Origin of the sequence: Alistipes sp. (assembly GCF_048465575.1) — a bacterium.
In the GTDB taxonomy this organism is placed as follows: domain Bacteria; phylum Bacteroidota; class Bacteroidia; order Bacteroidales; family Rikenellaceae; genus Alistipes.
Map to the genome: position 1 here is coordinate 316135 of NZ_DBFWLG010000009.1, position 25004 is coordinate 341138.

Consider the following 25004-nt stretch of genomic DNA (forward strand, 5'->3'; position numbering starts at 1 on the left):
TTTGCGGAGCTAAAATACGGAAGCAATGTGCGGAATAGTCGGTTATGTAGGCAGGCGGGAAGCCTGTCCCATTCTGTTGAAAGGTCTGCACCGCCTCGAATACCGCGGTTACGACAGCGCGGGTGTGGCTCTGGTCGATGAGGAGGGTGCTCTGAGTGTCTACAAGTGCAAAGGCAAGGTCTCGGACCTCGAACATTTCCTCATGGATAAGCCGCTGAGCGGTTCGAGCGGAATCGCACACACGCGCTGGGCGACGCACGGGGAGCCGAACGACGTGAACGCCCATCCCCACTACTCCGAATCGGAGTCGATCGCCCTGATCCACAACGGCATCATCGAGAACTACCGCGTGCTCAGGGAGGCGCTGATCCAACACGGCTATACGTTTCGCAGCAGCACCGATTCCGAGGTGCTGGTCAACCTGATCGAATACGTGCGCCTCACCAACGGCTGCACGCTCGTCGAAGCCGTGCAGCAGGCCTTGAAGCAGGTCGTGGGCGCCTATGCCATCGCCATTCTCGAAAAGGGCTGCCCGGGGCGCATCATCGCCGCACGGCAGAGCAGCCCCATGGTCGTCGGGCTGGGAGAGGACGAATTTTTCCTCTCGTCGGACGCGGCGTCGATCATCGAGCACACCGACCGTTTCGTCTACATCGACGACGAAGAGATCGCGGTCCTCGACCGCGACGCCCCATTTCGGGTGCTCACGCTGGACAACCACGAGGGGCGGATCGACATCCGCAAGCTCCAGCTCTCGATCTCGCAGCTCGAAAAGGGGGGCTACCCGCATTTCATGCTCAAGGAGATCGACGAGCAGCCCGGAACCATCGTGGACTGCATCCGCGGCCGCATTGACCCCGAGACATGCGAGGTCAAACTCTCGGGCGTGATCGACAACCGCGAGCGGTTCCTGCGGGCCGGCCGCATCGTCTTCGTGGCATGCGGCACCTCGTGGCACGCCTCGCTCATCGGCGAGCACCTGATCGAGTCGATCTGCCGCATCCCCGTCGAGGTGGAGTACGCCTCGGAGTTCCGCTACCGCGATCCGATCCTGCGCGAAGACGACATCGTGATCGCCGTCTCGCAGTCGGGCGAAACGGCCGACACGCTGGCCGCCGTGGAGCTGGCCCGCCGGGCCGGGGTTTTCGTTTTCGGCATCTGCAACGTCGTCGGCTCCTCGATCGCCCGCGCCACCGACTCGGGAGCCTATATCCACGTGGGGCCCGAGATCGGCGTGGCTTCGACCAAGGCGTTCACCGGACAGGTTACGGTTATGGCCATGCTCGCGCTGGCCGTGGGCCGCGAGCGGGGTACGGTCAGCGACGCCCGTTACCGCGAGGTCGCAGAAGCCCTGCTTGCACTGCCCGACACCTTGAAAGAGGTACTCAAAGCGGGGTCCCAAATCGCGGAATTGGCCAAGATATTCACCTATGCCCACAATTTCATCTACCTGGGCCGCGGCTACAACTACCCCACGGCGCTGGAGGGGGCGCTCAAACTCAAGGAGATCTCCTACATCCACGCCGAGGGCTACCCTGCGGCCGAGATGAAGCACGGACCCATCGCCCTGATCGACGCCGAAATGCCCACCATCGCCATCGCCACGCCCGACCGCACCTACGAGAAGACGGCCAGCAACATCGAGGAGATCCGCTCGCGCGGCGGGCGGATCGTGGCGGTCGTCGCCCGCGACGACACCGAGGTCCGCCGCTCGGCCGACTACGTGATCGAGGTGCCGGTCATCACCGAATGCCTCATGCCGATCGTGGTCTCGGTGCCCCTGCAACTGCTGGCCTACCATATCGCCGTCAACAAAGGGCGCAACGTTGACCAGCCCCGCAACCTGGCCAAGTCGGTCACGGTGGAATAGAAAAATCCGCAACCCCGAAAAGGTTGCGGATTTTTTGTGCGTGCCTTACGTGTCGGGTGTCAGCGGGCGAAATTGGCCTCGATATAGTCGCGCATCGTAAAGGCGCGGGGGCCGCCCGATTCGTCGGCGGGCGCCACGGTGGTGTCGATCACCAGCGGCTGCCGCTGCCAGACCAGCTTTTCGAGGAACGAGTCGATCTCGTAGCGGTTCTCGTACATCGGCCGCACGGAGATCGCGTGGTCGGCCCCGGCGGCCGAGTAGAACCAGTGCGGAAAGCGCTTTTGGGTAAACTGCCGGGCGATATACTCCGACCCGAAGAACCCCGCACCCTCGTAGCGCACGGCGCCGTACGGCACGTTGGGATCGGCATCGCCGTGGAAGAGCATCGTCGGCGCCGGCGTCCGCGGCCACTCCAGTTCGCTGTCGGGGTCGAAAATCGCCCCGGCAAAGGAGATCACGCCCGCATAGTCGAACCCCTCGGGAAGCCGCCGCGCGAGGGCGCTGCCGTTCGAAATGCCGTACTCGCCCATCAGCACCGTGATGGCTCCGGCGCTCGATCCGCATACGACGATCATCCGCGGATCGACGCCCCAATCAGCGGTGTGTGCGCACACACTGGCCGTTGCGTCGTACAAATCCTCGACGGCCATCTCCAGCGCCCCGAGGAACACCGGGGCGAAACTCCGCTCGTCGAGCGTTCCGCGCTCCATCGGCTCCCGCATTCCCAGGCGGTAGTCGATCGAGACGACCACATACCCTTTTTTGGCGTAGTACTCGAAAAACGGGAGGTAGGGTTCGCCGTCGCGCGTGCCCGAGACGAAGCCGCCGCCGAAGACGAACAGGAGGCAGGGCCGCATGCGGCTCTCCACGGACGGTGCGACATAGCGGTCCAGCCGCAGCGTGTCGGCCCCCTTAACGGCATATATGAACGTCTCTTTTTCCACTTTCTGCGCATGGGCCGCAACTGCCGCGAAGAGCGCGACGAACATCAACAGTCCTTTCATAATCACATCATTTCATCGTAAGCGTACTGCACGGCCCGGTTCAGAATCGCCACGAACGGCTGCGTGAGGCGAAACTCCTCGACGGCACGCTCGACCAGATCGTCGGCGAGGACGAACTCCTCGGTGACAGGCTTTTCGAGGTAGAAATCCTTGAGCCGCAGGAGGTGGTCGTACTCCGTACCCGTGGGAAATCCCGTGGGCGTACGCTTCAGCGAGTTGTTTTCGCATATCCGGAATCCCCGGGCCGCCCGGGCGGCCTGCACAAATTCCGCGCCGTTGTCGAGAATCTCCTCGCGTACGGAGCGCAGCACCGCGGGTTCGATGCAGACCATGCCGGCCGACAAAAGGTTGCAACCCAGCAGGTTGTCGCCGCACGGTTCGAGGTGGAAATAGTACCCCGCGAAGCCCGATTTTTTGCCTTTCGGTGCGATGTAGGCTCCTATGTAATCTTTGTAGGGGCGTTTATCCGGCGAGAAGCGCGTGTCGCGTGCGATGCGGTAGGTGCAGTTCTGCGGACGCAGCCCGCGCACCGTCGGATCGAACGACGCCAGGCCCTCGATCAGCTGCGCGGTGAAATCGGCGAACCGCCCTTTCACGCGGGTCCATTCCGCGCGGTGGGCGTCGAACCACGCCCTGTCGTTGTTGTCGTGCAGCCGGCGCAGAAAATCGACGATCTCTTTCATGTTACCAGGCGAAGAGCGGATAATCGGCCATCAGGGCGTTCACGTCGCGCCGCACGGCGGCGATGTTCTCTTCATTCTCAGGGTCTTGCAGCACGCGGTCGATCAGCGAGACGATGTAATCCATCTTGTCCTCTTTCAGGCCGCGGGTGGTGATGGCCGGGGTGCCGAACCGCAGACCCGAGGTTTGGAACGGCGAACGGGTGTCGAACGGCACCATGTTCTTGTTGGTCGTGATGTCGGCGGCCACGAGGCACCGCTCGGCCAGTTTTCCGGTCAGTTCGGGGAATTTGGTCCGCAGGTCGACCAGCATCAGGTGGTTGTCCGTGCCGCCCGAAACGATCTTGTAGCCGCGCCCGACGAATGCCTCGGCCATGGCGCGGGCGTTCTTCTGCACCTGGGTCTGGTACTCCTTGTACGCGGGGTCGAGCGCCTCGCCGAACGCCACGGCCTTGGCGGCGATCACGTGCTCCAGCGGTCCGCCCTGAATGCCGGGGAAGACGGCCGAATTGAGTATCTGCGACATTTTCTTCACGGCGCCCTTGGGTGTAGTCAGCCCCCAGGGATTATCGAAATCCTTGCCCATGAGGATGATGCCGCCGCGCGGTCCGCGCAGGGTCTTGTGGGTGGTCGAGGTGACGATATGCGCGTGCTGCACGGGGTTGTCGAGCAGCCCCGCGGCGATCAGGCCCGCCGTGTGGGCCATGTCCACGAGCAGCAGCGCCCCCACCTTGTCGGCGATGGCGCGCATGCGGGCATAGTCCCACTCGCGCGAGTAGGCCGAAGCGCCGCCTACGATCAGCCGCGGTTTGCACTCCAGGGCCAGCCGCTCCATGGCGTCGTAGTCGATGCGGCCCGTGGCTTCGTCGAGCCGGTAGCCCACGGCCTTGAAATACTTGCCCGACATGTTGACCGGCGAACCGTGCGAGAGGTGGCCGCCGTGCGCGAGGTCCAGCCCCATGAACGTGTCGCCGGGCTGCATGACGGCGAAGAACACGGCCATGTTGGCCTGGGCGCCCGAGTGGGGCTGCACGTTGGCATATTCGGCGCCGTAAAGCTGGCAGAGGCGCCCGATGGCCAGCGATTCGACCTGGTCCACGACCTCGCAGCCGCCGTAGTAGCGGGCCGCCGGGTAGCCCTCGGCGTATTTGTTGGTCAAAACGGAGCCCATGGCCTCCATGACCTGGTCGCTGACGAAATTTTCCGAAGCGATCAATTCGATGCCGTGCATCTGACGGCTGCGCTCGGCGGCGATCAGATCGAAAATCCGGGTGTCTCTTTTCATATTGTAAGGGTTTTATGTGTTTTCGTTTACAGAGTGTAAAGATAGATAAATTTGGCGAAATCGGCGGGCGCGGCGCAAAATAAATTACACGCCCGCCCGTCGCCAGATCGCTTCGGCTGCGATTTGCCGCGAATCCATCTCCAGACCGCGCCGGCGGAGCCGCTGCGCCTTCGCCTTGAAGCGGGAATCCCCCAACAGAAGCTCCACGGCCCGGGCGATGCGCGGGGCACTCCAATCGCGCCGGGAAAGGGCGATGGCCGCTCCGTAATCGGATAGGTGGTTGGAGGTTCATCTGCTGTTCGGGCTGGGCCGCCATACCGACGAGCGGGGTTCCGCTCAGCATCGCCGTCTGGAGCGTTCCCTGCCCGCCGTGGCAGATCACGGCATCGGCCAGGGCGTTGACCTCGGCGGCGGGAACGAAAGCGTCCGTCAGCACGACGTCGGGATTGCGCGACAACGCTTGGGCCTCGCTCAGTTCGCAGATCGAGGGAGGACAGAGCACCACTCCGCTCCACGCACAACCCGGGGCGTTGAACATGCGGATCACCTCGAAGAGCGCCTCCCGGCTCCCCGACGTGCCGAGCGTGCAGAAAAGTTTGGGTTTGGGGTTGTCCGACGAAAGCGTGCGGATGATGCGCCGGTCTTCGATCCGCGCCGAGGCGGGTCGGGAAAACAGCGGTCCGGTGAAGACGACCCGCCGGTCGAAGAGCCCCGGAGGATAGAAATCGGGGAAATCGTTGACCAGGTAGCAATCCGAACGCAGCATGCGGAAGATGTTGCTCAGCGGCTCCCCGGTCCATCCCGCCTCTTCGGCCGCACGACGGATACAGCCGTGCCTGAGGGCCGGCATCCGCTCCTTGAGCGCCTGCGGCACCGACCTGAGGATCGACCGCTGCACCGATTCGGGCAGTCTCGAAAGGGGCATTTCGTCGGGAAAACGATGCACCGTACCGAGGAATGGTTCCTCGAGGGGAAGCGGCAGGAACGCGACGGCCGGCGTATGGGGAATCGCCATGCGGCGGGCGATGCTGCCGATGGGCCAGAATCCGTACACCAGCACGTCGGGGCGCAGGTTCCGGTAGGCGTCCAGTTCCCCGAGCAGAATCTCTTTGGCCAGCGCAGTCGAACCGATCAGTTCGCCGAAGCGCGTGCCAAAATCGTCGAGGTACTGCACGCCGCCGAGCGGGGGTTCGGCCCGATAGATCGAGAAACCATCGTCCAAGGCCTGCTGCTCGAAGCGGCTGCCGCGCGAAAGAAAAACGATACGGGCGTCGTACCCAGCGGGAGCATGGTCGCGCACGGCTTTGGCCAGTTCGATGGCGCGCGTGGCATCCCCGCCGTTCTGAAAGATCGTGGCGAACACGAATTTTACGGTTTTCATCGTACCGATTTTTAGTCGCATAAAGATACGGTTTTCCGGGGAACATTTTCCGGACGGGACCGTCATTGAGATTTTTTTTCTATCTTTGTGCTGCAAAACGGAAAAACTCATTATAAAACATACTTAAAAAATGAAATTACTCGAAGGGAAAGTGGCCGTAGTGACGGGTGCCGCACGCGGCATCGGCAAGGCCATCGCACTCCAGTTCGCCAAAGAGGGCGCCGACGTGGCGTTCACCGATCTTACGATCGACGAGAACGGCAAGGCTACCGAAGCCGAGATCGCCGCGCTGGGCGTCAAGGTCAAGGGATACGCCTCGAATGCGGCCGATTTCGAACAGACCCACCAGGTGATCGAGGAGATCGTCCGCGATTTCGGCCGCATCGACATTCTGGTCAACAACGCCGGCATCACCAAGGACGGCCTGATGATGCGCATGTCCGAAGCGCAGTGGGACGCCGTGCTGACGGTGAACCTCAAGTCGGCTTTCAATTTCATCCACGCCGTCACGCCAGTCATGGCGCGCCAGAAGAGCGGCTCGATCATCAACATGTCGTCGGTGGTGGGCGTGAGCGGCAATGCCGGCCAGTGCAACTACTCGGCCTCGAAAGCCGGCATGATCGGTCTGGCGAAATCCATTGCGAAAGAGATGGGACCGCGCGGCATCCGCGCCAACGCCATCGCCCCGGGCTTCATCATCACCGACATGACCGACAAGCTGCCCGACGAGGTCAAGGAGGGTTGGTACAAGCAGATCCCGCTGCGCCGGGGCGGCACGCCCGAGGACGTGGCCAAGGTAGCCCTGTTCCTCGCCTCGGACCTCTCGTCCTATGTCAGCGGCCAGGTCATCCACTGCTGCGGCGCGATGAATTGTTAAGAAACGATACGAGCAGAACCGTCGCGCTGAAAATGCCGACAGGCATCTGCTGAAAGGAAAAGCGCCCACCGAATTTATTCGATGGGCGTTTTTCCTTTCGGACAAAACCCGCAGGGTTTCAGCGTGACGGCTCTGCCGTTGCGCCGCCGACAATCGCCGAGCGGCGCGCAGCCCCCGAGGGGCGGAGCGAAGCGAGGTAAAACCCGCCACCGGAAACGTCGGCCTGTTGCAATTAAAATTCGAACTGAATACGCAGATACCCGTACCGTCCGAGGTAGGAAATTCGGGACGTCCGGATGTAATCGGCAGCGAAAAGCGTTTTCAGCCAGGAGACCTGATCGAACAGGTTAGCCGCACCCGCCGCTATTGCAAACCGCCTGTTTTTTCCAAACCTGTATCCTGCCTCCGCATCGACCAACAGATCGTCCTGTTTGAAGAGGGACGATTTGTCGTTGCGATAGAGTTCGTAAACGCAGGAGAGAGCCGTGAAGAAACCGGCTCCGATCGACGCGTCGAAATTTCCGGTCAACAGCTCTTTCACATACCGTGATTTTCCGTTCTGCGTCGTATATACTCCCAAATCGGTGGTGCTCCTGATCCCGATTCTGACCTTGGATGAAAAACCCGAATTGAACCCTATTTTCAAGCTCATTGCCTGTTTTCGGGACTCGTAGCGCCTCTCAGCCAGGAAATAGGGCGTATTCTCGAAGCCGTATTCCACGCCGATGCGTATCGTGGATTTCAGTGCCGCGCTGCGCTGCGCGTAATTCATCCGTGCCCTCAATTCGTAGCGACCGTCGATGTTGACGAACGTGGCGAGCTGAGCGCCCTGCTGCGCCGTATAGTCGTATCGTGAGAGGCGTGTCTGCTCTTTGAACAGCGTTTGTTTCACGGCGATGTAGTTAAAGTTGTAAATACCCGTCAGGCCGAATGAAACGGATCGCGCATTTTTGCCATTGGTCGATGTATAGCTCACGTCGAAACGGGCGGTATTCGTCGGCTTCAGACCGGGGTTTCCGGCTTTGAGAAAGAGCGGGTCGCTTGCATCCAGGGCCATTCCCAGTATTTCGGGCTGCAAATCCTGACTCGACAAGTCGAACCTTGCATCCAGCCTGCCCGACGGTTTGCCGGTCGAAAATGCGAGCGAGGGGTTGAACAGGATGAAACGCCGGCATACCGACTCGTACGCCGGGAAACGTTCCGCCCGGTTCACCTCATAGAGCGACCCTTCTATCACCGCTTCAAGACGCGTATGGTCCCGATTGTACGCCCACTTTCCAGACAGGGTATGCCACAGCGAATTGACCGTGAAATCATGGGTGTTTACCGGATCCGGCACCCCTTGAGCCAGATGGAGAAAATCGGTGGCTGTACGTTTCGAATCCAGTCGGTTGTAACGAAACGCATAGCATGCACTGACGCGCGTTCTGTCGCCTGTTTGCCGGCCCGCTTCGCAGGAGGCGACCACATTCAGCCTAGGGCCGCGCAATTCATTGTCCAGCAATACGCGCAGTCCCTTGTCCGACGCGAGCGTATCGACATTCCATCCCGAACCATGCGTGTTGCCGTAAGCGGCAACGAACTGCGCATTCAATGATGTTTTAGCTGAAAAGTAATGGTCGAAAACCAGAGTCGCGTCCAGATCGTATTTCCGGTTGTCGTCGGTTTTCGAGAGGTTGGTTCGGGTGACACGGTCGTCCAGTTGCTGCACGGTCGCTGCAACAGCCTGCCGCCAGAGGTCGTCGTACTTGAAATTGAACATGGCGGACAGCATGCTCTTTTTCCGACGCAGCACGGTTTGGTTTCCCGCAGCGATACCCCACGACCTGTCGTTATCCTCCTGCCGTGCTTCGACCGTCCGCGAAGCATATTGCGGCGATGAAAAATAGTCGGTAGTCACAGCGTCCGTCATCCGCGTTTTTCCGCGCTCGAAATGGGCGAATGTCATGATCCAGGTGGAGTCGCCGCGACGATATTCCTGCATCAAGCGGGTTTTAAACGCTTTAAACGGAGTTATTTTGGAGGCGTTTGCCGCCTGCTCTCCGCCTCCGGCGTCTTTGGTGTTGCCAAGTTCCATACGAAGATTGCCCTTTTCCGTATTGCGGTACAAAGTCGCCGCTTCGCTATGACGGATTTCGTGCTTGTCGGAATAGTCGCGCTCCGTGCTCACTCCCAGGAGCGCCCCGGCCTTTCCGCCCTGGATTACATCTCGTTTGCTGTATGTAATCACATCCATTACCCGCTCCTTGGGAGGGTTTCGATCCCCGACGCTTTTTGCCAGGGCGTTTTCTTCGTCATAAATTTTCACGTTCCGGACCTCCGCCGCCTCGAGATCCGTCAAGGCATACCCCGCATTGAGGCCAAAGAGGTTTTTCCCGTCTACATAGACCCGTTTGATCTCTTCGCCTTGCGCATATATTTTGTTGTTCCTGATCTCGACGCCCGGAAGCTGTCTGACGAGTTCCATGAAACGATCTCCGGTCATGGTGCCGAACGAATCGGCATTGTAAATCGTCGTATCTCCCTTTATCACCATCGCAGCCCGGTTGCCGACAATGATGATTTGCCCGATTTCCCGCTCCTCTTCCTCCATATAAATCCAGATACCCCCGTTGATCGCCTCAGCCGGAAAGCGGTCTTCGAACGGCTTGAAACCGACGTAGCTAACCCGCAGGGTTACGGAGTCGCTAAAGACCCGATTGCAAGCATACACAGCCCGCACTCCGTTTATGGCAGCCTGTTTGTGGGTGCTTCCCCGCAATGTGTCGGGTCCGCATGCAATGGTCACATGGGCATTTGGCAGGGCGTTTCCGTTCAGATCGGCCACGAAAATCTTCCCCGTCCGGTCCGGTTCGTATCCACGAGCGGATATTCCGGCCGGCAGGGCACACAGCAATATCGCAAAGTACAGCAAGATATATCTCATGAGCGTGAATTCGATTCTTATCGTACAAAAATAATAATTTGGATGTGATTTCTATACAATTTGCGCCAAACAAACAGTGTATTTGTGCGGTTTCGACAGAGCCGTTATATTCAATTGGGGTGCGTGCATATCCTCATGACTATCAGATTACTATCAAGCTTGAATCCGGAAAACAGATTTCATTGACTGTAGCAAGTTCGGACACCATTGAAAATGTAAAGCGAAAAATTTATGACAAGATATCGATACCTCCTGATAACCAGAGACTTATTTTTGCAGGTATGCAATTGGAGGACGGTAGAACATTGAGTGATTATAACATTATGCAATATTCGACTATCAAACTTGTAAAGAGATAGTATTCCCAACACAGTGAACCCCCAGGCTAACGGTCCGGGGTTTCACACGGCAGACGACTCCCCATGCCGTCCATCCGAATCTTCAGGTCCATTAGTCGCGGGGAGCGGCTGAAAATGCCTTTCTCGCTCTTCGTCAACCACGCATTCGTGGACGGCGCCCATATCGCCCGCCTGGTCGCGCTTGCGCAGGCTTCTCTTCGAATGCACGGTGCGTAAAACCCATCGAGCCGACTGCGCACCGTTGCATCTTTTTTGCTATCTTTGCCGGCATGAAACGATTTGCTCTGTTACTTTTCGCCAGTGTGTGCGCACACACCGCCCATTCGCAGGAGGCGACGCTTCCGACGCCCGACGCCAAGACGATCTCCATGGGCGGCGTGGCGATGACCACCCTCTCGGGGTCGCACGCCATCTACAACAATGCGTCGATGGCTATCTTCTCGCGCACGCCCGCACAAATCTCCTCGTCCTACTACGGGCAGGACGATTTCGACTACTATGCCGTCTCGGGATTCTGCCGTTTCGACAACATCAACTTGGCACAGATCGGCTGGCGGCAATACCTGCGCGAAAGGGGAAACAACGACATGGCAGTGGACCTGGGCTATGCGCGCCGGATCGGCAACCGTTGGGCCGTGGGTATCGTGGGGCGTTACACGCACCTCAAACGGCCCGATGAATCGTCCAATGCCCTTGCGGTGGACCTGAGCGCATCGTGGTCCATGCCGCTGGAGAAGCTGGGCAGCTTCTCGACGCTGCGCGCCGGGGCCCGGCTGAGCAACCTGGGCGGCTATCTCAATAAGTCGGACTACACCCTGCCGATGGATCTGATGGCGGGCGTGGCGCTGGATACGTTCCTTTCGGATGCACACGAAATCACGGTCGGCACCGACCTGGGCTACTATTTCACCCCCGGGGAGGTGCGCGGCTTCCAGCTGTCGGTCGGGGCTGAATACAACCTGATGCAGCTCTTTCAGCTCCGCGCAGGCTACCACTACGGCCAGCGCAAGGCCTACTACCCCAGTTATGCGAGCCTCGGCGCCGGGGTGCGCATCCTGCATCTGAGGCTCGATTTCGCCTACCTGTTCGCCAGCCGAAACTCCTGGATGCACAACACGTACAGCATCAGTTTCGGCTTCGACTTTTAGCGCCGGGCGTACTCCTCCGTTCGGTCGAAGCTGAGCCACCCCCCCCCTCTGATTGTGAATTATGAATTCAGCATTGTGAATTCAAGTATCCCCTCGCAGCCGTCTTCGAGCAGATCGAGCACCCGCTCGAATCCCTCGCGCCCCTCGTAGTAGGGGTCGGGAACATGGGTGCACTCCGCATGGCGGCGGCAGAACTCCGTGAAGCGGTGGATTTTGCAGGCCAGTTCGCGCGAGGGCGCCAGCCGGTGTACCGCCTCGTAATTCATGTCGTCCATGACCACGATCCGGTCGAAACGTTCGAAATCCTCCTCCCGAATCTGCCGGGCGCGATGGGCCAAGTCGTAACCGCGCAGCGCGGCGGCGCGCCGCATCCGCCCGTCGGGCCGGTCGCCCGCGTGGCCTCCGTAGGTGCCTGCCGAGTCGATCTCTACCCTTTCGGACAAGCCTCGGCGGGCAGCCATCGCGCGCAGGATGCCCTCGGCGGCCGGAGAGCGGCAGATGTTGCCCAGACAGACGAACAGTATCCTCGTTTTCATGCGTGCAAAGATAGTGATTTGGAATACAAATTGCAGCCGGACACCGTATGAAAAACAAAATCGAAGCGTGGCTGGAACGGTACCGCTGCCTGGATTGGGCGGTGCTCTACATGCGGTTGTTCATCGGGGGCGTCCTGTTGTTCCACAACATCGGCAAGATGCAGACCTACAACGAAATCATCGACACCTACCCCTCGTTGCCTTTCTTGAGCAATGCCGCCGTGTTCGTCATCGTCTCGGTGGCCGAGGTGCTCTTTTCGGTACTCCTCATCATGGGACTGTGGGTGCGCATGTCGGCGCTTATCCTGGCGCTGGGCATGGTCCTGATGTTCGTCTGGGACCGGTTCGGAGCCGGCGAGGCGGAGTTCATGTGGCTCGGAATCTACGTTTTTCTGGTGATCTCGGGCGGCGGAACATACGCATTCGACCGGTTCGCAGCGGCGACCAAAGAGAAAAAATGAACGTTCGGAACAACATTGGGGCGCTCCCGGCCTGCAACATTGCGGGAAAAAGCGTACCTTTGTGCCGATTTGTTTTCATTTGCAACTAAAAGACAACAGCCATGAAGATGAAATGTATGCTGATGCTGGCCGCTTTCGCATTCACCGTTTCTGCCGCCGAGGCGCAGGAACTGCCCCGCAAAGTCAGCAACATCGAGGTGCTCGATCTGGACGGCAAGCCCGTCAAGCTGCCCTGCTGGGGCGAGAAGAACCTGATGATATTCTACGTCGACCCCGACCGCCACAAGCAGAACGAAGATTTCACCATCGAACTCGAAGAGAACCACCGCGCCCAGGGCGACAACATCTACGGATTCGGCGTGATGAATCTCAAGGATGCGCCGATGGTCCCCAACGGCATGGCCCGCAACATGGCCAAGAAGCGCACGGCCAGGAACGGCGCCACGGTGCTGGCCGACCAGAATCGCATTCTGAGCACGGCATGGGGGCTGGGCGACTGCAACAACCAGTTCGTACTGATGATCGTCTCGAAAGAGGGCGAACTGGTCTTCCTGCGCAAAGGCCTCCTCTCGGCAGAGGACAAGGAGGCGTTCTACGAGGTGATCGAGCAGTATAAATAGACGGGATGATCCGTGCAGCCGCCGCCCTCGTCCTCCTGCTGGCAGTCGTTCCCGACGCAAAGGCGCAGCAGAGAACATACGTCCGCGACGGCGATACGCTGCGCTACACCTACACCCCGCTTGCGGTGCAGGACACCGTATTGCGCGAGCGCCGCAAAAACATTTTCCGGCGTTTCGTGGACTATTTCGACAAGTCGACCGTCGACCGCACGTTCGAAAAGAAGATCGACTTTACGTTCGCCGGGGGACCGAGCTATTCGAAGAACACCAGCTTCGGCATCGGGCTGCTCGCAGCGGGGCTCTACCGCATCGACCGGACCGATTCGGTGACGGCTCCGTCGGACATTTCGATCTTCGCCAGCGTCTCGGTATCGGGGTTCTATGCGCTCGGAGTTACGGGCAACACGATCTTCTCGCGCAACACCCGCCGCGTCGACTACACGCTGGCTTTCTCCTCGGCTCCGCGCGACATGTGGGGCATCGGCTACGACAACGGGCGCCACAACCCTAAAGGCTCCTATGTCGAGAAGCACTACCAGGTCAAGGGCCGCTACCTGCACCGGGTGCTGCCCAACCTCTATGTCGGGGGCATGCTCAGTTTCGAGCACACCGAGGGCAAAAAGTTCGACGCCCTGAGCGAACGCTACCTCGACGGACAGAAACACCGCTACACGGCCACGGGAATCGGAGGCATCCTCGAATACGACTCGCGCGATTTCATCCCCAATCCCTACCGGGGGCTCTACCTGAGCGTGCAGGAGACGCTCTTCCCGAAACCGCTGGGGAACTGCGGCCGGTCGCTGTGGCGCACCACCCTGACGGCGGATTACTACCACGGGGTATGGAAAGGCGGCGTCGTGGCCGCGGATTTCTTCGCCGAGTTCAACTCCGACGGAACGCCGTGGCCCATGCTCTCCCGCATGGGCGGCAGCCAGCGCATGCGGGGCTATTACCAGGGACGCTACACGGACAACGACCTGGTGACCTTGCAGGTCGAACTGCGCCAGCGCATCTGGCGGCGGATCGGCTGCACGGTGTGGGCGGGGGCGGGCAACGTCTTTCCCGACCTCGGACGGTTCGACTGGAGCCAGACGCTGCCCAACTACGGCGTCGGGTTCCGCTGGGAACTGAAGAAACGGGTGAATGTAAGATTGGATTACGGATTCGGTCGCAAAACGAGCGGATTCCTGCTGAATATAAACGAGGCATTTTGATGGCATGAATGCTGACCTGAACAGAAAGAGACGCCGCACGGTCAAAACGCGCAGCCGGTTCACCACGCTCCTGTGCGTCTACTTTTTCGTGGCGCTGATTATCCCCAACTGCGTGCTGGCCAATACGGAACCCTATACGACCTGGACGATCGAGGCGCTGATCCTCCTGCCGCTGGGCTTCTACATGATGTGGAGCGTGGCGCTGCGCCGCTCGGGCGTGATGATCTGGCTGGCTTTCCCGTTCATCTTCCTGTGCGCCTTTCAGATCGTGCTGCTCTACCTTTTCGGCAACTCGATCATCGCCACCGACATGTTCACCAACCTCCTGACGACCAATCCGGGCGAGGCGGGCGAACTGCTGGGCAATATCTATCCGTCGGTGGTGCTGGTATGCGTCATGTACCTCCCGCTGCTGTGGCTGGCGGCACGCGAGATCGGACACAAGCGCTACATTTCGCGCACGGCACGGCTCAATATCGGTCTGACGGGTGCCGCCCTCTTCGCCATCGGCCTCTTGACCCTCTGGCCCGCCTACCGCGTGAGCGAGGAGCGGCACGTGCTGCGCGACGAGATATTCCCGATCAACGTACTCTACAACGTCGGGCTGAGCGCCTCGGAGTTCCGCAAGACCCACAATTTCCGCAAGACCTCGGCCGGGTTCACCTACGAGGCCCGGCGCACGGCCCAGGCGCCCGGGCGCGAAATCTATGTCTATATTATAGGTGAGGCCGCCCGGGCGATGAACTGGCAGCTGTACGGGTACGGCCGCAAGACCAACCCCGAACTCGCAGCCGTCGACGACCTGGTGGTCTTCGGCGACATGCTGACCCAGAGCAACACCACCCACAAGAGCGTACCGCTGATCCTCTCGTCGGTCGATACCCACCAGCACGAGGAGCTCTACCGCCGCAAGGGGCTTCCGGCGCTCTTCAACGAGGCCGGATTCGAAACCTGGTTCATCTCCAACCAGTCGCCGCAGGGCGCCATGATCGACAACCTGGCCAACGACGCCCGGTACATGATCTACATCCGCTCGCCGCGCCACGACATGCAGCTCTTGGACGAGATGCGCCGCGCCGTGGAGCGCAGCACGTCCCAAAAGATGCTCTTCGTGCTCCACTGCTATGGGTCGCATTTCAGCTACCACCAGCGCTATCCCCGCCGGTTCGCGCGCTTCACGCCCGATGCGGACGTGGCCATCGCCCGGCAGCACCGCGAGATGATCCTGAACGCCTACGACAACTCGATCTGTTACACGGACCATTTCCTCGCGCAAACCATCGCCTATCTGCGCTCGCTCGAGGACACTTCGTCGGCCCTGCTCTACTGCTCCGACCACGGCGAGGACCTGATGGACGACGACCGCGAGCGCTTCCTGCACGCCTCGCCCACTACGACGGCCTACCAGCTGTGGGTGGCCTCGCTGGCGTGGTTCTCGGAACGCTACCGGGACCACTTCCCCGAAAAGGCCGCGGCCGCCGAAGCCAACCGGACGGCTCCGGCCACGACCCGCGCGCTGTTTCAGACGATGGCCGACATGGCTTCGATCGAGGGCCGCTGCCTGGACCGCTCGGTATCGCTGGTCAATGCGGAGTACGACCGCACCTATCCCCGCCGCTACCTGAACGACCACAACGAAGCGGTGCCCTACTGCAAAACGGGTCTCGCTCCGCAGGACATGGCGATTTTCGAGCGGCACGGAATCCGACTGCAATAACAAAGGCCGTCCCGAAAGGGGCGGCCTTTATGATCGATCGAAATCGAGACGGATTATTTCGCAGCGTCGACGGAAACCTTGCGAAACTCTTTCATCAGCTTCGAAATTTCGAGAGCGGACTTGCGGGCGCGCGTACCTGCGGCCTTGTTGCCTTTCTCTACCTGAGCTGCCGCATTCGCTGCGAATACTTCGAACTCTGCATTGATCTTTGCTACCAAATCTTTCATACGTTTTTTATTTAAAGGGGTTTGTTATCAACGCAAAGATATAAAATTTATCGAAACATGTTCGCCGGGGAGCACAAAAATCACTATTTTTTTGCGGAAAATCCCCCTTTCAGGGCGCTGTGACCCCGGATGCGGTACGTTTTTTGTCCTCCGAAAGGGTAAATCGTACCGCCATGAACAGATTTTTCACCGCAACCTGCCTGGTCGTCTCAGCGCTCGCGGGCTGCGCAAAACATACCGCCAAGCCCCAAATGCCGCCCGTGCGGGTGGTGGTCGCCGAGGCCGTTCTGGACAGCGTGCCCAACCGCATGCGCTTCATCGGCTACCTGGCGAGCAATTTCGACGCCGTGATCCAGCCGCGCGTGAACGGCTACCTCAAATCCAAGGAGTACAGCAACGGCATGCCCGTCAAGGCGGGGCAGGTGCTCTTCACCATCGACCCGGCGCAGTTCTCGACCTCGATGCTCGCCGCCGAGGCGGCGCTCCAGTCGGCGCGCGCCCAGGCCATCGAGGCCAGGAACAACTACGACCGCGCCGTGCCGCTGGCGCGCATCAACGCCATCAGCCAGGCGCAGTTGGACCAGTACACGGCCCAGTACAAGGCCGCCGAGGCCACCGTGCGTTCGGCCGAGCAGACGCTGCGCAGCTCGCAGCTCAATGTGGGCTACACCAAGATCGTCTCACCGATCGACGGCATCATCGAACACACCGCGGCACACGTGGGCGACTACATCGGTCCGGGCACGCAGTTCAGCGTGCTGACCACCGTGTCGAACATCGACACGCTGACCGTCGATCTGGCCATCCCGATGGCCGAATACCTGCGTGTCTCCGGGCCCCGCGAGTCGATCTTCGACAATGCCGGGCTGCTCTCGGACATCCGCCTGACGCTGGCAGACGGCACGCAGTACCCGCTGGAGGGGCTCTACGACTACACGCGCAAGGACGTCTCCTCCTCGACCGGAACGCTCGTGGTGGTGGCCATGTTTCCCAATCCCGACCAGTCGCTCAAGCCCGGGCAGTTCGCCCGCGTCGAAGCCAACGTGGGGCCCGTGCGGGCGCGCGTGGTCGTGCCGCAGCAGAGCGTGAGCCAGACTCAGAACCTCAGTTCGGTGTGGGTGGTCGAACCCGACAGCACGGTCCGCTACCGCCGGGTGGTGCCGGGCGACACGTACGGCTCGCTGTGGTGCATCGACAGCGGACTGGCGGCCGGCGAACGGGTCGTGGTCGAGGGGCAGCAGAAACTGCGCGACGGCGCCCGGGTCACTATCGAAAAACGATGAAAAGATGGAAAAATTCTTCGTTTCGCGCCCCATCTTCGCCATCTCGCTGGCCATCGTCATCGTCCTTATCGGCGCCATCTCGATCCTCCGGCTGCCCATCGAGCAGTATCCCGACATCACCCCGCCGGTAGTCGAGGTCTCGGCCTCGTACGACGGCGCCGACGCCGAGACGGTCAACAATGCCGTAGCCACGCCCGTGGCCCAGAGCATCATGGGGGTGAGCGACATGCTCTACATGCAGGCCACCTCGGCCAACGACGGTTCGATGGTCATCCAGGTGACGTTCGACATCGGCTCCGACCCCGACCTGGACGCCATCTTCACGCAGAACAACGTCGCCACGGCCACCCCGCTGCTGCCCGCCACCGTGACCCGCCAGGGCGTCACCACCCGCAAGACCATGACCGGGTTTCTTTTGGTCTACTCACTCCACAGCGACGGCCGCTACGACAACGAATTTCTCTCCAACTACGCCTACATCAACATGCAGAACGAGCTGCTGAAGATCGACGGCGTAGGCAAGGTTTCGATCATGGGTGCCGGAGAGTACGCCATGCGCGTATGGCTCAAGCCCGACATCCTCAAATACTACGGCATCGAGGTCTCTGAAATTACCGCGGCCATCGAGAATCAGGGCGGCATCTACCCCGCCGGACAGTTCGGCGCGGAACCCGCCCCCGACGGTACGGTCTACACCTACACCGTAACCATGCCCCCGCAGATCAACACGGCCGAGCAGTTCGGCGACATCGTGATCCGCACCACCTCCACGGGCGAGCAGATTCGGCTCCGGGACGTGGCCGACGTGTCGCTCGGAAGCCAGAGCTACGGCGTTACGTCGCTCTACGAGGGCAAACCCACGGCGCTCCTGGTCGTCTACCAGCAGCCGGGCAGCAACGCCATGCAGGTGGGGCGGGCCGTAAAAGAGGCCATGCAGCGGATCGAAAAACGCTTCCCTGACGGCATCACGGCCACGACCATCGTGGACAATACGGTCAGCATCGAAGCGGGCGTGAAGGACATCTTCCGCACGCTGCTCATCGCTCTTGCGCTGGTGATCTTCATCATCTACCTCTTCATCCAGGACTGGCGCGCCACGGTCATTCCGCTGGTAGCCATCCCCGTCTCGCTGGTGGGTGCGTTCATGCTCTTCCCCTTGCTGGGATTCACGATCAACATCATCTCGCTGCTGGGGCTGGTGCTGGCCATCGGTCTGGTGGTGGACGACGCCATCGTAGTGGTCGAGGCCGCGCAGGTCAACATCGCCGCGGGCATGAATCCCCGCCAGGCGGCGCTCGAAGCCATGCGAAACGTGGCGTCGCCGATCGTGGCCACGACCGTGGTGCTGCTGGCGGTCTTTATTCCCGTATCGTTCACGGGCGGCATCACGGGCCGCCTGTTCCAGCAGTTTTCGATCACCATTGCCGTGTCGGTCGTCATCTCGGCATTCAACGCCCTGACCCTTTCGCCCGCGCTGTGCGCTCTCTTGCTACGCCGCCGCGAACCGCCGAAAAAGGGCTTTTTCGCAGCCTTCAACCGCTGGTTCGGCCGGCAGATGGAGCGATATTCCTCCTTCACCCCGACGCTCATCCGCCATGTCGCCCGCACGGGCGTGTTCATCGCCGTGGTGCTGGTGGCCATCTTCCTGGTCTGGCGCAGCCTGCCTGCCGGATTCCTGCCCGAGGAGGACCAGGGCTACGTCATGGTAATGGTCTCTACCCCCGAAGCCTCGTCGTTGCAGGTGACCCAGGCCGTCATGCAGCAGGCCGACGCCGTGATCCGCACCCTGCCCGAGGTCGAATCGACCTCGTTCGCCGCGGGTTTCAACATGATGGCGGGCATCGCCTCGACCGACAGCGGCATCATCTTCGTCAAGCTGGTGGGCTACGCCGACCGCAAGCTCTCGGCCATGCAGATCGCCCAGCGACTCACCGGAGAGCTCTACGTCGCCGTGCCGGGCGGCGAGTGCTACGCCTTCATTCCGCCCTCGATTCCGGGGCTGGGCATCTCTTCGGGCGTCTCGGTCGAGGTGCAGGACCTCGAAGGGCGCGGCACGGCCTACCTTGCGGAGCAGACCGACCGGCTGATCGACTCGCTCCGAAAGCTGCCCTCGATCGCATCGGTGACCACGCAGTTCAACGACGGCGTACCCCAGCGGCGGCTGAGGATCGACAAGGGACAGGCGCTCGCCGCAGGCGTGGACTTAGGAGTGCTTTATGCCGAGCTGACCACCCTCCTGGGCGGCCAGTACATCAACAACTTCACCCGCTTCGGCAAGCTCTACCAGACCTATTTGCAGGCGGCGCCCGAGTACCGCATCGACCGCCGTTCGCTCGACAGCTACTACGTCACCTCGTCCTCGGGCGAGAGCGTGCCCGTGGCCTCGCTGGTCGAGGTGGTGGACACGGTGGGCGTCGAGTACGTCTCGCAGTTCAACCTCTACCGTTCGATTTCGCTGACGATCACCCCCGACGCGCGCTCTTCGACCTCGACGGTCATGCAGGAGATCACCCGCACGGCCTCGGAGGTACTGCCCCAGGACATCGGCATCGCCTGGAGCGGCACCTCCTACCAGGAGGCCAACGCCTCGAAGACCGGCGGGCTGGTCTACCTGCTGGCGCTGGTCTTCGTCTTCCTGGCGCTGGCGGCCCTGTACGAATCGTGGGGACTGCCGCTCTCGATCCTGATGAGCGTGCCGGTGGCCGTGCTCGGAGCGGTGCTCTTCATAGGCGGGATGCACCTGATGAATACGTTGTACGTGAATGACATTTACATGCAGATTTCGCTGGTCATGCTGATCGGGCTGGCGGCCAAGAACGCCATTCTGGTGGTCGAATACGCCGACCGGCTCTTTCGCGAAAAGGGCGCCACGCTGATGGAGGCGGCCATCGGCGCGGCCAAACTGCGCGTGCGGCCCATCATCATGACGGCATTCGCATTCATCCTGGGTGTGCTGCCGCTGGTCTTCGCCAGCGGGGTCTACGCCACGGCCCGCAACATCATGGGCGTGGCGCTCGTGGGCGGCATGCTCTTCGCCACGCTGCTGGGAATCTTCGTCTACCCCGCTCTCTACTATTTCGTCGGACGCATCGGTCGCTTCGAACGCCACCGGGCAAACAAACAACAGCAACAGCCATGAGACGCATCATCCATATCCTGACCGTCGCATTCATCCTGGCGGCCTGCACCCCGCGGCTCTATCCGCCGACCGTGGAGACGCCCGCGCGGTGGGCCTATGCCGACGGGTTTTCCGAGGACACGACCTCGCTGGGGCTGAGATGGTGGGAGTTGTTCGGCGATACGACGCTCAACCGGCTGGTCGAACGGGCCCTGGAGAACAACCGCGACCTGGCAGCAGCCGCCTCGCGGATCCAGGAGGCACGGGCCAACCTCGCCGTGGCGCGTGCGAACTACCTGCCGCAGGCGGGCATCGGCGTGGAAGCCGAGGGCGAATATACGCCGCAGACGAAGATCGTGCAGACCTACGGCCTCGAACCGACGCTCTCGTGGGAGGTGCCCTTGTTCGGCGCGCTCCGGCAGGCGAACCGGGCCGCAAGGGCCGCCTTCATGTCTACGGAGTGGGCCTGGCGGGGCGTGCAGCTGTCGCTGGCCGCCGAGGTCGCCACGACCTATTTCACGCTTTTGGAGTACGAACGCGACCTGATGATCGCCCGCCGCAGCTGTTCGCTCAGGCAGGAATCGGCGGCGCTGATCGACTCCATGTTCCGCTACGGCATGTCGGACGGCGTGGCGCTGGAGCAGGCCCGCAGCCTGGTCTACACCGCCCAGGCCGACATTCCGCAGTACAAACGGGCCGTGGAGCAGGCGTCGCTCTCGCTCAACCTGCTGCTGGGTGAGAATCCCAGGCGCGGGACCCCGGTGGACTCGGGGCTCAGGCTGCTGACCGACTACCACCCGGCCCGGATACCCGTAGGGCTCCCCTCCGAACTGCTCAAAAGGCGGCCCGACGTGATGCAGGCCTACTGGAACGTGCAGCAGGCAGCCGCGCAGGCGGGAGCCGCCCGGAGCGCGCGGTTTCCATCCATTGCATTGACGGCCAAAGGGGGAATCGCATCCAATTCGATCAAAGGTTTAACCGCGGCAAACCCCTGGGCATGGGATGCCGTCGGTTCGCTCACGCAGCCGATCTTCGCGTTCGGCAAGCTCCGGCGTGCGGAGCAGGCGGCCGTGGAGCGTTACAACCAGGCGGCGCTCACCTACGAGCAGACCGTGCTGACGGCCTTTTCCGACGTCGAGACGGCTCTGGTGGCCATCACGACCTACCGCCGGCAGGCCGAGCGGTACAGCGAGCTGGTGATGGCCAACGACCGGATCGCCACCATGACGCAGGCCCTCTACCGCAGCGGCATGTCGGACTACCTGGACGTGATCGACGCCGAGCGCAACCTCTACCAGTCGCAGATGGAGCTGGTCAATCTGGTGGCCCAGCAGTACATCAACTACGTGAATCTCTGCAAGGCCCTGGGCGGAGGGTGGTGACAATTCACAATTCACAATTCATAATTAGGCAAGGCGGGAAATTCCGGTGTGATACTTTTCAGTATCATTTTTTGTGCTTTCTCGACTTTGCCTGAGGATTGAGAATGACTGTTAGTTATTTTCTCCGCTATTACAAAATTGTGAATTTTGAATTGTGAATTTTGAATTGCCCGAACCTCTACCTACTTTTGGGGATTGCGCATATCGCCCGAAAATCGTACCTTTGGACGCAAAAAGTGTCACAATGCGTCTATCGGAACTCAAGACCGGGGAGTCGGCCACGATCCTCAAGCTAACGGGCCACGGCGGATTCCGCCGCCGCATCATGGAGATGGGATTCGTCCGCGGACAGCGGGTCGAGGTGGTGCTCAACGCGCCGCTGAAAGACCCCATCGAATACCGAATCATGGGATACGACATCTCGCTGCGACGCACCGAAGCCGACATGGTCGTCGTACTCTCGGACAGCGAGGCCCGCGAATTGCTGGCCGGGCCCCATTGCGTTCATCCCCCTTTCCATCCTCATCCCGACTGCGAACTACCTGGCAGGAGCTGTTGCGCTACGCTCGACGAGGTGGTGACGGACCAGAGCCGCACGATCTCGGTGGCGCTGGTGGGCAACCCCAACAGCGGCAAAACCTCGCTTTTCAATGCCATCTCGGGCGGACACGAACACGTGGGCAATTACAGCGGCGTGACCGTCGGGGCCAAGGCCGGACACCTCGACTACCGCGGCTACCGTTTCGAAATAACCGACCTGCCGGGCACCTACGCCTTGTCGGCCTATACGCCCGAAGAACGCTATGTGCGCGCACACATCGCCGAACGAACGCCCGACGTGATCGTCAATTCGGTGGTAGCCTCGAATCTGGAGCGCAACCTCTACCTCACCACCGAACTGATCGACATAAACCCCCGCATGGTCGTGGCGCTCAACATGTTCGACGAGTTGACGGCCAGCGGCGCAAGGCTCGACTACGAGAACCTGGGCCGGATGCTGGGCGTGCCGATGGTGCCCGTCGAAGCGCGCAACAACCGCGGGATCGAAGCACTGCTCGACACGGTGATCGCCGTGTACGAGAACCAGGACGAACGCGTGCGGCACATCCATATCAACCAGGGTCCCGTCATCGAAGAGGGGCTGCGGCGGCTCAACGACGACATAAATGCCTACCGCGACTGCCTGCCCAAAGCCTTTCCGCCCCGCTATTACGCCCTGAAGCTGCTCGAGGGCGACCGCCAGATCGAGGAGCTGCTGCGCGGCTGCGAGCGCTTCGGACACTGGATCGAAATCCGCGACCGCGAAGCCCGGCGGATCGCCGAAGCGCTGGGCGAGGATGTCGAGACGGCGCTGGCCAACCAGAAATACGGATTCATCTCGGGGGCGCTCAAGGAGACATTCACCGCCGGGAAACACGCTGAGGCTTCCGCGACGGCGCTGATCGACACGTTCGTGACGCACAAGCTGTGGGGATTTCCGATCTTCTTCTTCCTCATGTGGCTCATGTTCTGGTGTACGTTCCGCTTGGGCGCCTATCCGCAGGAGTGGATCGACACGCTGGTGGGCTGGATCGGCGCGGGCGTCGAGGCGCTGCTCCCCGCAGGGCCGCTGCGCGACCTTTTGACGGACGGGGTGATCGGCGGCGTGGGGGCGGTGATCGTCTTCCTGCCCAACATCATGATTCTCTACCTCTTCATCTCGTTCATGGAGGATTCGGGCTACCTGGCCCGCGCGGCGTTCATCATGGACCGCGTGATGCACCGGATCGGCCTGCACGGCAAGTCGTTCATCCCGCTGGTGATGGGTTTCGGCTGCAACGTGCCGGCGATCATGGCGTGCCGGACCATCGAGAGCCGCAGCAGCCGGCTGATAACCATCCTCATCACGCCGTTCATGTCGTGCAGCGCCCGCATTCCGATCTACCTGCTGCTGGCCGGGACGTTCTTCTCGGCGAACGCCGGGCTGGTGATGATCGGGCTCTATGTGCTCGGGGTGGTGCTGGCGGTAGTAACGGCAAGGCTGATGCGGCGGTTCCTGTTCCCGGTGGACGAGACGCCGTTCGTCATGGAGCTGCCGCCCTACCGGCTGCCGACCTGGAAAACCACGCTGTCGCACATGTGGGACAAGTGTGCGCAATACCTGCGGAAGATGGGCGGCATGATCCTCGTGGCCTCGGTCGTCGTCTGGTTTCTGAGTTATTACCCCCGCACGGAGCAGACGGAGGGCCGCAACGTGTCGCACTACGAAAACTCCTACCTGGGGCGCGTGGGCAAGGCCTGCGAACCGGTATTCAGCCCCCTGGGACTCGACTGGAAAGCGGGCGTGGCGCTGCTTTCGGGCGTACCGGCCAAGGAGATCGTGGTCTCGACGCTGGGCGTGCTCTACACCGAAGACGCAGCGCCGCCTGCCGCGGACGCCGGGGCCCGTGAGGCCGAAATCATCGGCGGCGCGGAGGGCCCGACCGAAATTTACGTGGCCGACGCATCCGACGAGACGGCCACCCTCTCGCGGCGGCTCTTGGCGAGCGGCGACTTTACGACCGCTTCGGCGCTGGCGTTTCTGGTCTTCATCCTGCTCTATTTTCCCTGCATCGCCACCGTGGCGGCCATCGCTTCCGAAGCCGGGTGGCGATGGGCCGTGGCGGCTGTCGTTTACGACACATTGCTGGCCTGGGCGGCCGCCTGGGCTTGTTACCGGTTAGTAACATGGCTGTAAGTATGGGCTGGCAGGATTATACGGTATGGCTTATCGGCGCGGCGGTGGCCGTGCTGATCTTCCGGCGCGTGCGGTGCCTTTTCCGGGGACGCGGCCGGGGCGGATGCGCCGCGTGCGGCAGCACGGGGTGTCCGCTGCGCCGCAAGGAGAGAAAGTGAAAATTATTCCGTACGAAGCGCCGTCGTGCGGAATTGTTTCGT

The 25004-nt window shown here is 61.2% G+C and carries 23 protein-coding genes; 16 read left to right on the forward strand and 7 right to left on the reverse strand.

What is annotated here, in order from left to right:
• Positions 1 to 25: 25 nt before the first annotated feature.
• Positions 26 to 1870 carry a glutamine--fructose-6-phosphate transaminase (isomerizing) gene (glmS, locus tag ACMQ11_RS04095; RefSeq protein ID WP_418991438.1) on the forward strand — a complete coding sequence of 615 codons (1845 nt, stop codon included), beginning with the start codon at positions 26 to 28 and terminating at the stop codon, positions 1868 to 1870.
• A gap of 59 nt (positions 1871 to 1929) precedes the next feature.
• Here the strand turns inward: glmS and ACMQ11_RS04100 are convergent, their stop codons facing one another.
• The 4 genes from ACMQ11_RS04100 to ACMQ11_RS04115 form a co-directional block, all read right to left on the reverse strand.
• Positions 1930 to 2874: an alpha/beta hydrolase gene (locus ACMQ11_RS04100; protein ID WP_418991439.1), complete on the reverse strand. Its 945-nt coding sequence runs from the start codon at positions 2872 to 2874 to the stop codon at positions 1930 to 1932.
• 2 nt (positions 2875 to 2876) lie between these two features.
• Positions 2877 to 3557 (reverse strand): DUF2461 domain-containing protein, encoded by a 681-nt coding sequence (locus ACMQ11_RS04105; protein ID WP_418991440.1) that lies wholly within the window; start codon positions 3555 to 3557, stop codon positions 2877 to 2879.
• 1 nt (position 3558) lies between these two features.
• Positions 3559 to 4839 carry a serine hydroxymethyltransferase gene (gene glyA, locus ACMQ11_RS04110; RefSeq protein ID WP_418991441.1) on the reverse strand — a complete coding sequence of 427 codons (1281 nt, stop codon included), beginning with the start codon at positions 4837 to 4839 and terminating at the stop codon, positions 3559 to 3561.
• Positions 4840 to 4923: 84 nt separating this feature from the next.
• Positions 4924 to 5046: a hypothetical protein gene (locus tag ACMQ11_RS04115; protein WP_418991442.1), complete on the reverse strand. Its 123-nt coding sequence runs from the start codon at positions 5044 to 5046 to the stop codon at positions 4924 to 4926.
• A gap of 239 nt (positions 5047 to 5285) precedes the next feature.
• On the opposite strand from ACMQ11_RS04115, the gene ACMQ11_RS04120 reads away from it, so the two are divergent.
• The 3 genes from ACMQ11_RS04120 to fabG all read left to right on the forward strand — a co-directional run bounded on the left by ACMQ11_RS04120 (position 5286) and on the right by fabG (position 7097).
• Positions 5286 to 5561: a hypothetical protein gene (locus ACMQ11_RS04120; protein ID WP_418991443.1), complete on the forward strand. Its 276-nt coding sequence runs from the start codon at positions 5286 to 5288 to the stop codon at positions 5559 to 5561.
• Between the two features lie 218 nt (positions 5562 to 5779).
• On the forward strand, positions 5780 to 6235 hold the full coding sequence (locus tag ACMQ11_RS04125; protein ID WP_418991444.1) for a hypothetical protein: 456 nt from the start codon (positions 5780 to 5782) through the stop codon (positions 6233 to 6235).
• A gap of 115 nt (positions 6236 to 6350) precedes the next feature.
• Positions 6351 to 7097, forward strand: a complete 747-nt coding sequence (gene fabG / locus ACMQ11_RS04130; RefSeq protein WP_418991445.1) for a 3-oxoacyl-[acyl-carrier-protein] reductase — start codon at positions 6351 to 6353, stop codon at positions 7095 to 7097.
• A gap of 232 nt (positions 7098 to 7329) precedes the next feature.
• Here the strand turns inward: fabG and ACMQ11_RS04135 are convergent, their stop codons facing one another.
• Complete coding sequence (locus ACMQ11_RS04135) at positions 7330 to 10023, reverse strand: carboxypeptidase-like regulatory domain-containing protein (protein ID WP_418991446.1); 2694 nt, start codon at positions 10021 to 10023, stop codon at positions 7330 to 7332.
• Between the two features lie 119 nt (positions 10024 to 10142).
• On the opposite strand from ACMQ11_RS04135, the gene ACMQ11_RS04140 reads away from it, so the two are divergent.
• The 3 genes from ACMQ11_RS04140 to ACMQ11_RS04150 all read left to right on the forward strand — a co-directional run bounded on the left by ACMQ11_RS04140 (position 10143) and on the right by ACMQ11_RS04150 (position 11530).
• Positions 10143 to 10382: a ubiquitin-like protein gene (locus ACMQ11_RS04140; RefSeq protein WP_418991487.1), complete on the forward strand. Its 240-nt coding sequence runs from the start codon at positions 10143 to 10145 to the stop codon at positions 10380 to 10382.
• Positions 10383 to 10445: 63 nt separating this feature from the next.
• Positions 10446 to 10598, forward strand: a complete 153-nt coding sequence (locus tag ACMQ11_RS04145) for a hypothetical protein (RefSeq protein ID WP_418991447.1) — start codon at positions 10446 to 10448, stop codon at positions 10596 to 10598.
• Positions 10599 to 10651: 53 nt separating this feature from the next.
• Entirely contained in the window at positions 10652 to 11530 is an 879-nt protein-coding gene (locus ACMQ11_RS04150; RefSeq protein WP_418991448.1) for a PorV/PorQ family protein, read from the forward strand.
• 59 nt (positions 11531 to 11589) lie between these two features.
• Here ACMQ11_RS04150 and ACMQ11_RS04155 read toward each other — a convergent pair whose 3' ends face one another.
• On the reverse strand, positions 11590 to 12066 hold the full coding sequence (locus tag ACMQ11_RS04155; RefSeq protein ID WP_418991449.1) for a low molecular weight protein-tyrosine-phosphatase: 477 nt from the start codon (positions 12064 to 12066) through the stop codon (positions 11590 to 11592).
• Positions 12067 to 12113: 47 nt separating this feature from the next.
• On the opposite strand from ACMQ11_RS04155, the gene ACMQ11_RS04160 reads away from it, so the two are divergent.
• The 4 genes from ACMQ11_RS04160 (at position 12114) to ACMQ11_RS04175 (ending at position 16078) form a co-directional block, all read left to right on the forward strand.
• Positions 12114 to 12527 carry a DoxX family protein gene (locus ACMQ11_RS04160; RefSeq protein WP_418991450.1) on the forward strand — a complete coding sequence of 138 codons (414 nt, stop codon included), beginning with the start codon at positions 12114 to 12116 and terminating at the stop codon, positions 12525 to 12527.
• Between the two features lie 101 nt (positions 12528 to 12628).
• Entirely contained in the window at positions 12629 to 13147 is a 519-nt protein-coding gene (locus ACMQ11_RS04165) for a hypothetical protein (protein WP_418991451.1), read from the forward strand.
• A gap of 5 nt (positions 13148 to 13152) precedes the next feature.
• Positions 13153 to 14361 carry a BamA/TamA family outer membrane protein gene (locus ACMQ11_RS04170; protein ID WP_418991452.1) on the forward strand — a complete coding sequence of 403 codons (1209 nt, stop codon included), beginning with the start codon at positions 13153 to 13155 and terminating at the stop codon, positions 14359 to 14361.
• A gap of 4 nt (positions 14362 to 14365) precedes the next feature.
• Positions 14366 to 16078 carry a lipid A phosphoethanolamine transferase gene (locus ACMQ11_RS04175; RefSeq protein ID WP_418991453.1) on the forward strand — a complete coding sequence of 571 codons (1713 nt, stop codon included), beginning with the start codon at positions 14366 to 14368 and terminating at the stop codon, positions 16076 to 16078.
• Between the two features lie 53 nt (positions 16079 to 16131).
• Here the strand turns inward: ACMQ11_RS04175 and ACMQ11_RS04180 are convergent, their stop codons facing one another.
• A complete protein-coding gene (locus ACMQ11_RS04180; RefSeq protein WP_418991454.1) occupies positions 16132 to 16305 on the reverse strand; it encodes a histone H1 in 174 nt (57 codons plus the stop codon).
• A 173-nt stretch (positions 16306 to 16478) separates the two neighbouring features.
• Here ACMQ11_RS04180 and ACMQ11_RS04185 point away from each other — a divergent pair, with 173 nt between their 5' ends.
• The 5 genes from ACMQ11_RS04185 to ACMQ11_RS04205 all read left to right on the forward strand — a co-directional run bounded on the left by ACMQ11_RS04185 (position 16479) and on the right by ACMQ11_RS04205 (position 24962).
• Complete coding sequence (locus tag ACMQ11_RS04185) at positions 16479 to 17588, forward strand: efflux RND transporter periplasmic adaptor subunit (RefSeq protein ID WP_418991455.1); 1110 nt, start codon at positions 16479 to 16481, stop codon at positions 17586 to 17588.
• Between the two features lie 4 nt (positions 17589 to 17592).
• Positions 17593 to 20727 (forward strand): efflux RND transporter permease subunit, encoded by a 3135-nt coding sequence (locus ACMQ11_RS04190; protein ID WP_418991456.1) that lies wholly within the window; start codon positions 17593 to 17595, stop codon positions 20725 to 20727.
• Positions 20724 to 22088, forward strand: a complete 1365-nt coding sequence (locus ACMQ11_RS04195) for an efflux transporter outer membrane subunit (RefSeq protein WP_418991457.1) — start codon at positions 20724 to 20726, stop codon at positions 22086 to 22088. Before ACMQ11_RS04190 ends, ACMQ11_RS04195 begins: the two co-directional genes overlap by 4 nt.
• A gap of 244 nt (positions 22089 to 22332) precedes the next feature.
• Positions 22333 to 24804 carry a ferrous iron transport protein B gene (feoB, locus tag ACMQ11_RS04200; protein WP_418991458.1) on the forward strand — a complete coding sequence of 824 codons (2472 nt, stop codon included), beginning with the start codon at positions 22333 to 22335 and terminating at the stop codon, positions 24802 to 24804.
• Positions 24795 to 24962, forward strand: a complete 168-nt coding sequence (locus tag ACMQ11_RS04205; protein ID WP_418991459.1) for a hypothetical protein — start codon at positions 24795 to 24797, stop codon at positions 24960 to 24962. Before feoB ends, ACMQ11_RS04205 begins: the two co-directional genes overlap by 10 nt.
• Positions 24963 to 25004 lie beyond the last annotated feature (42 nt).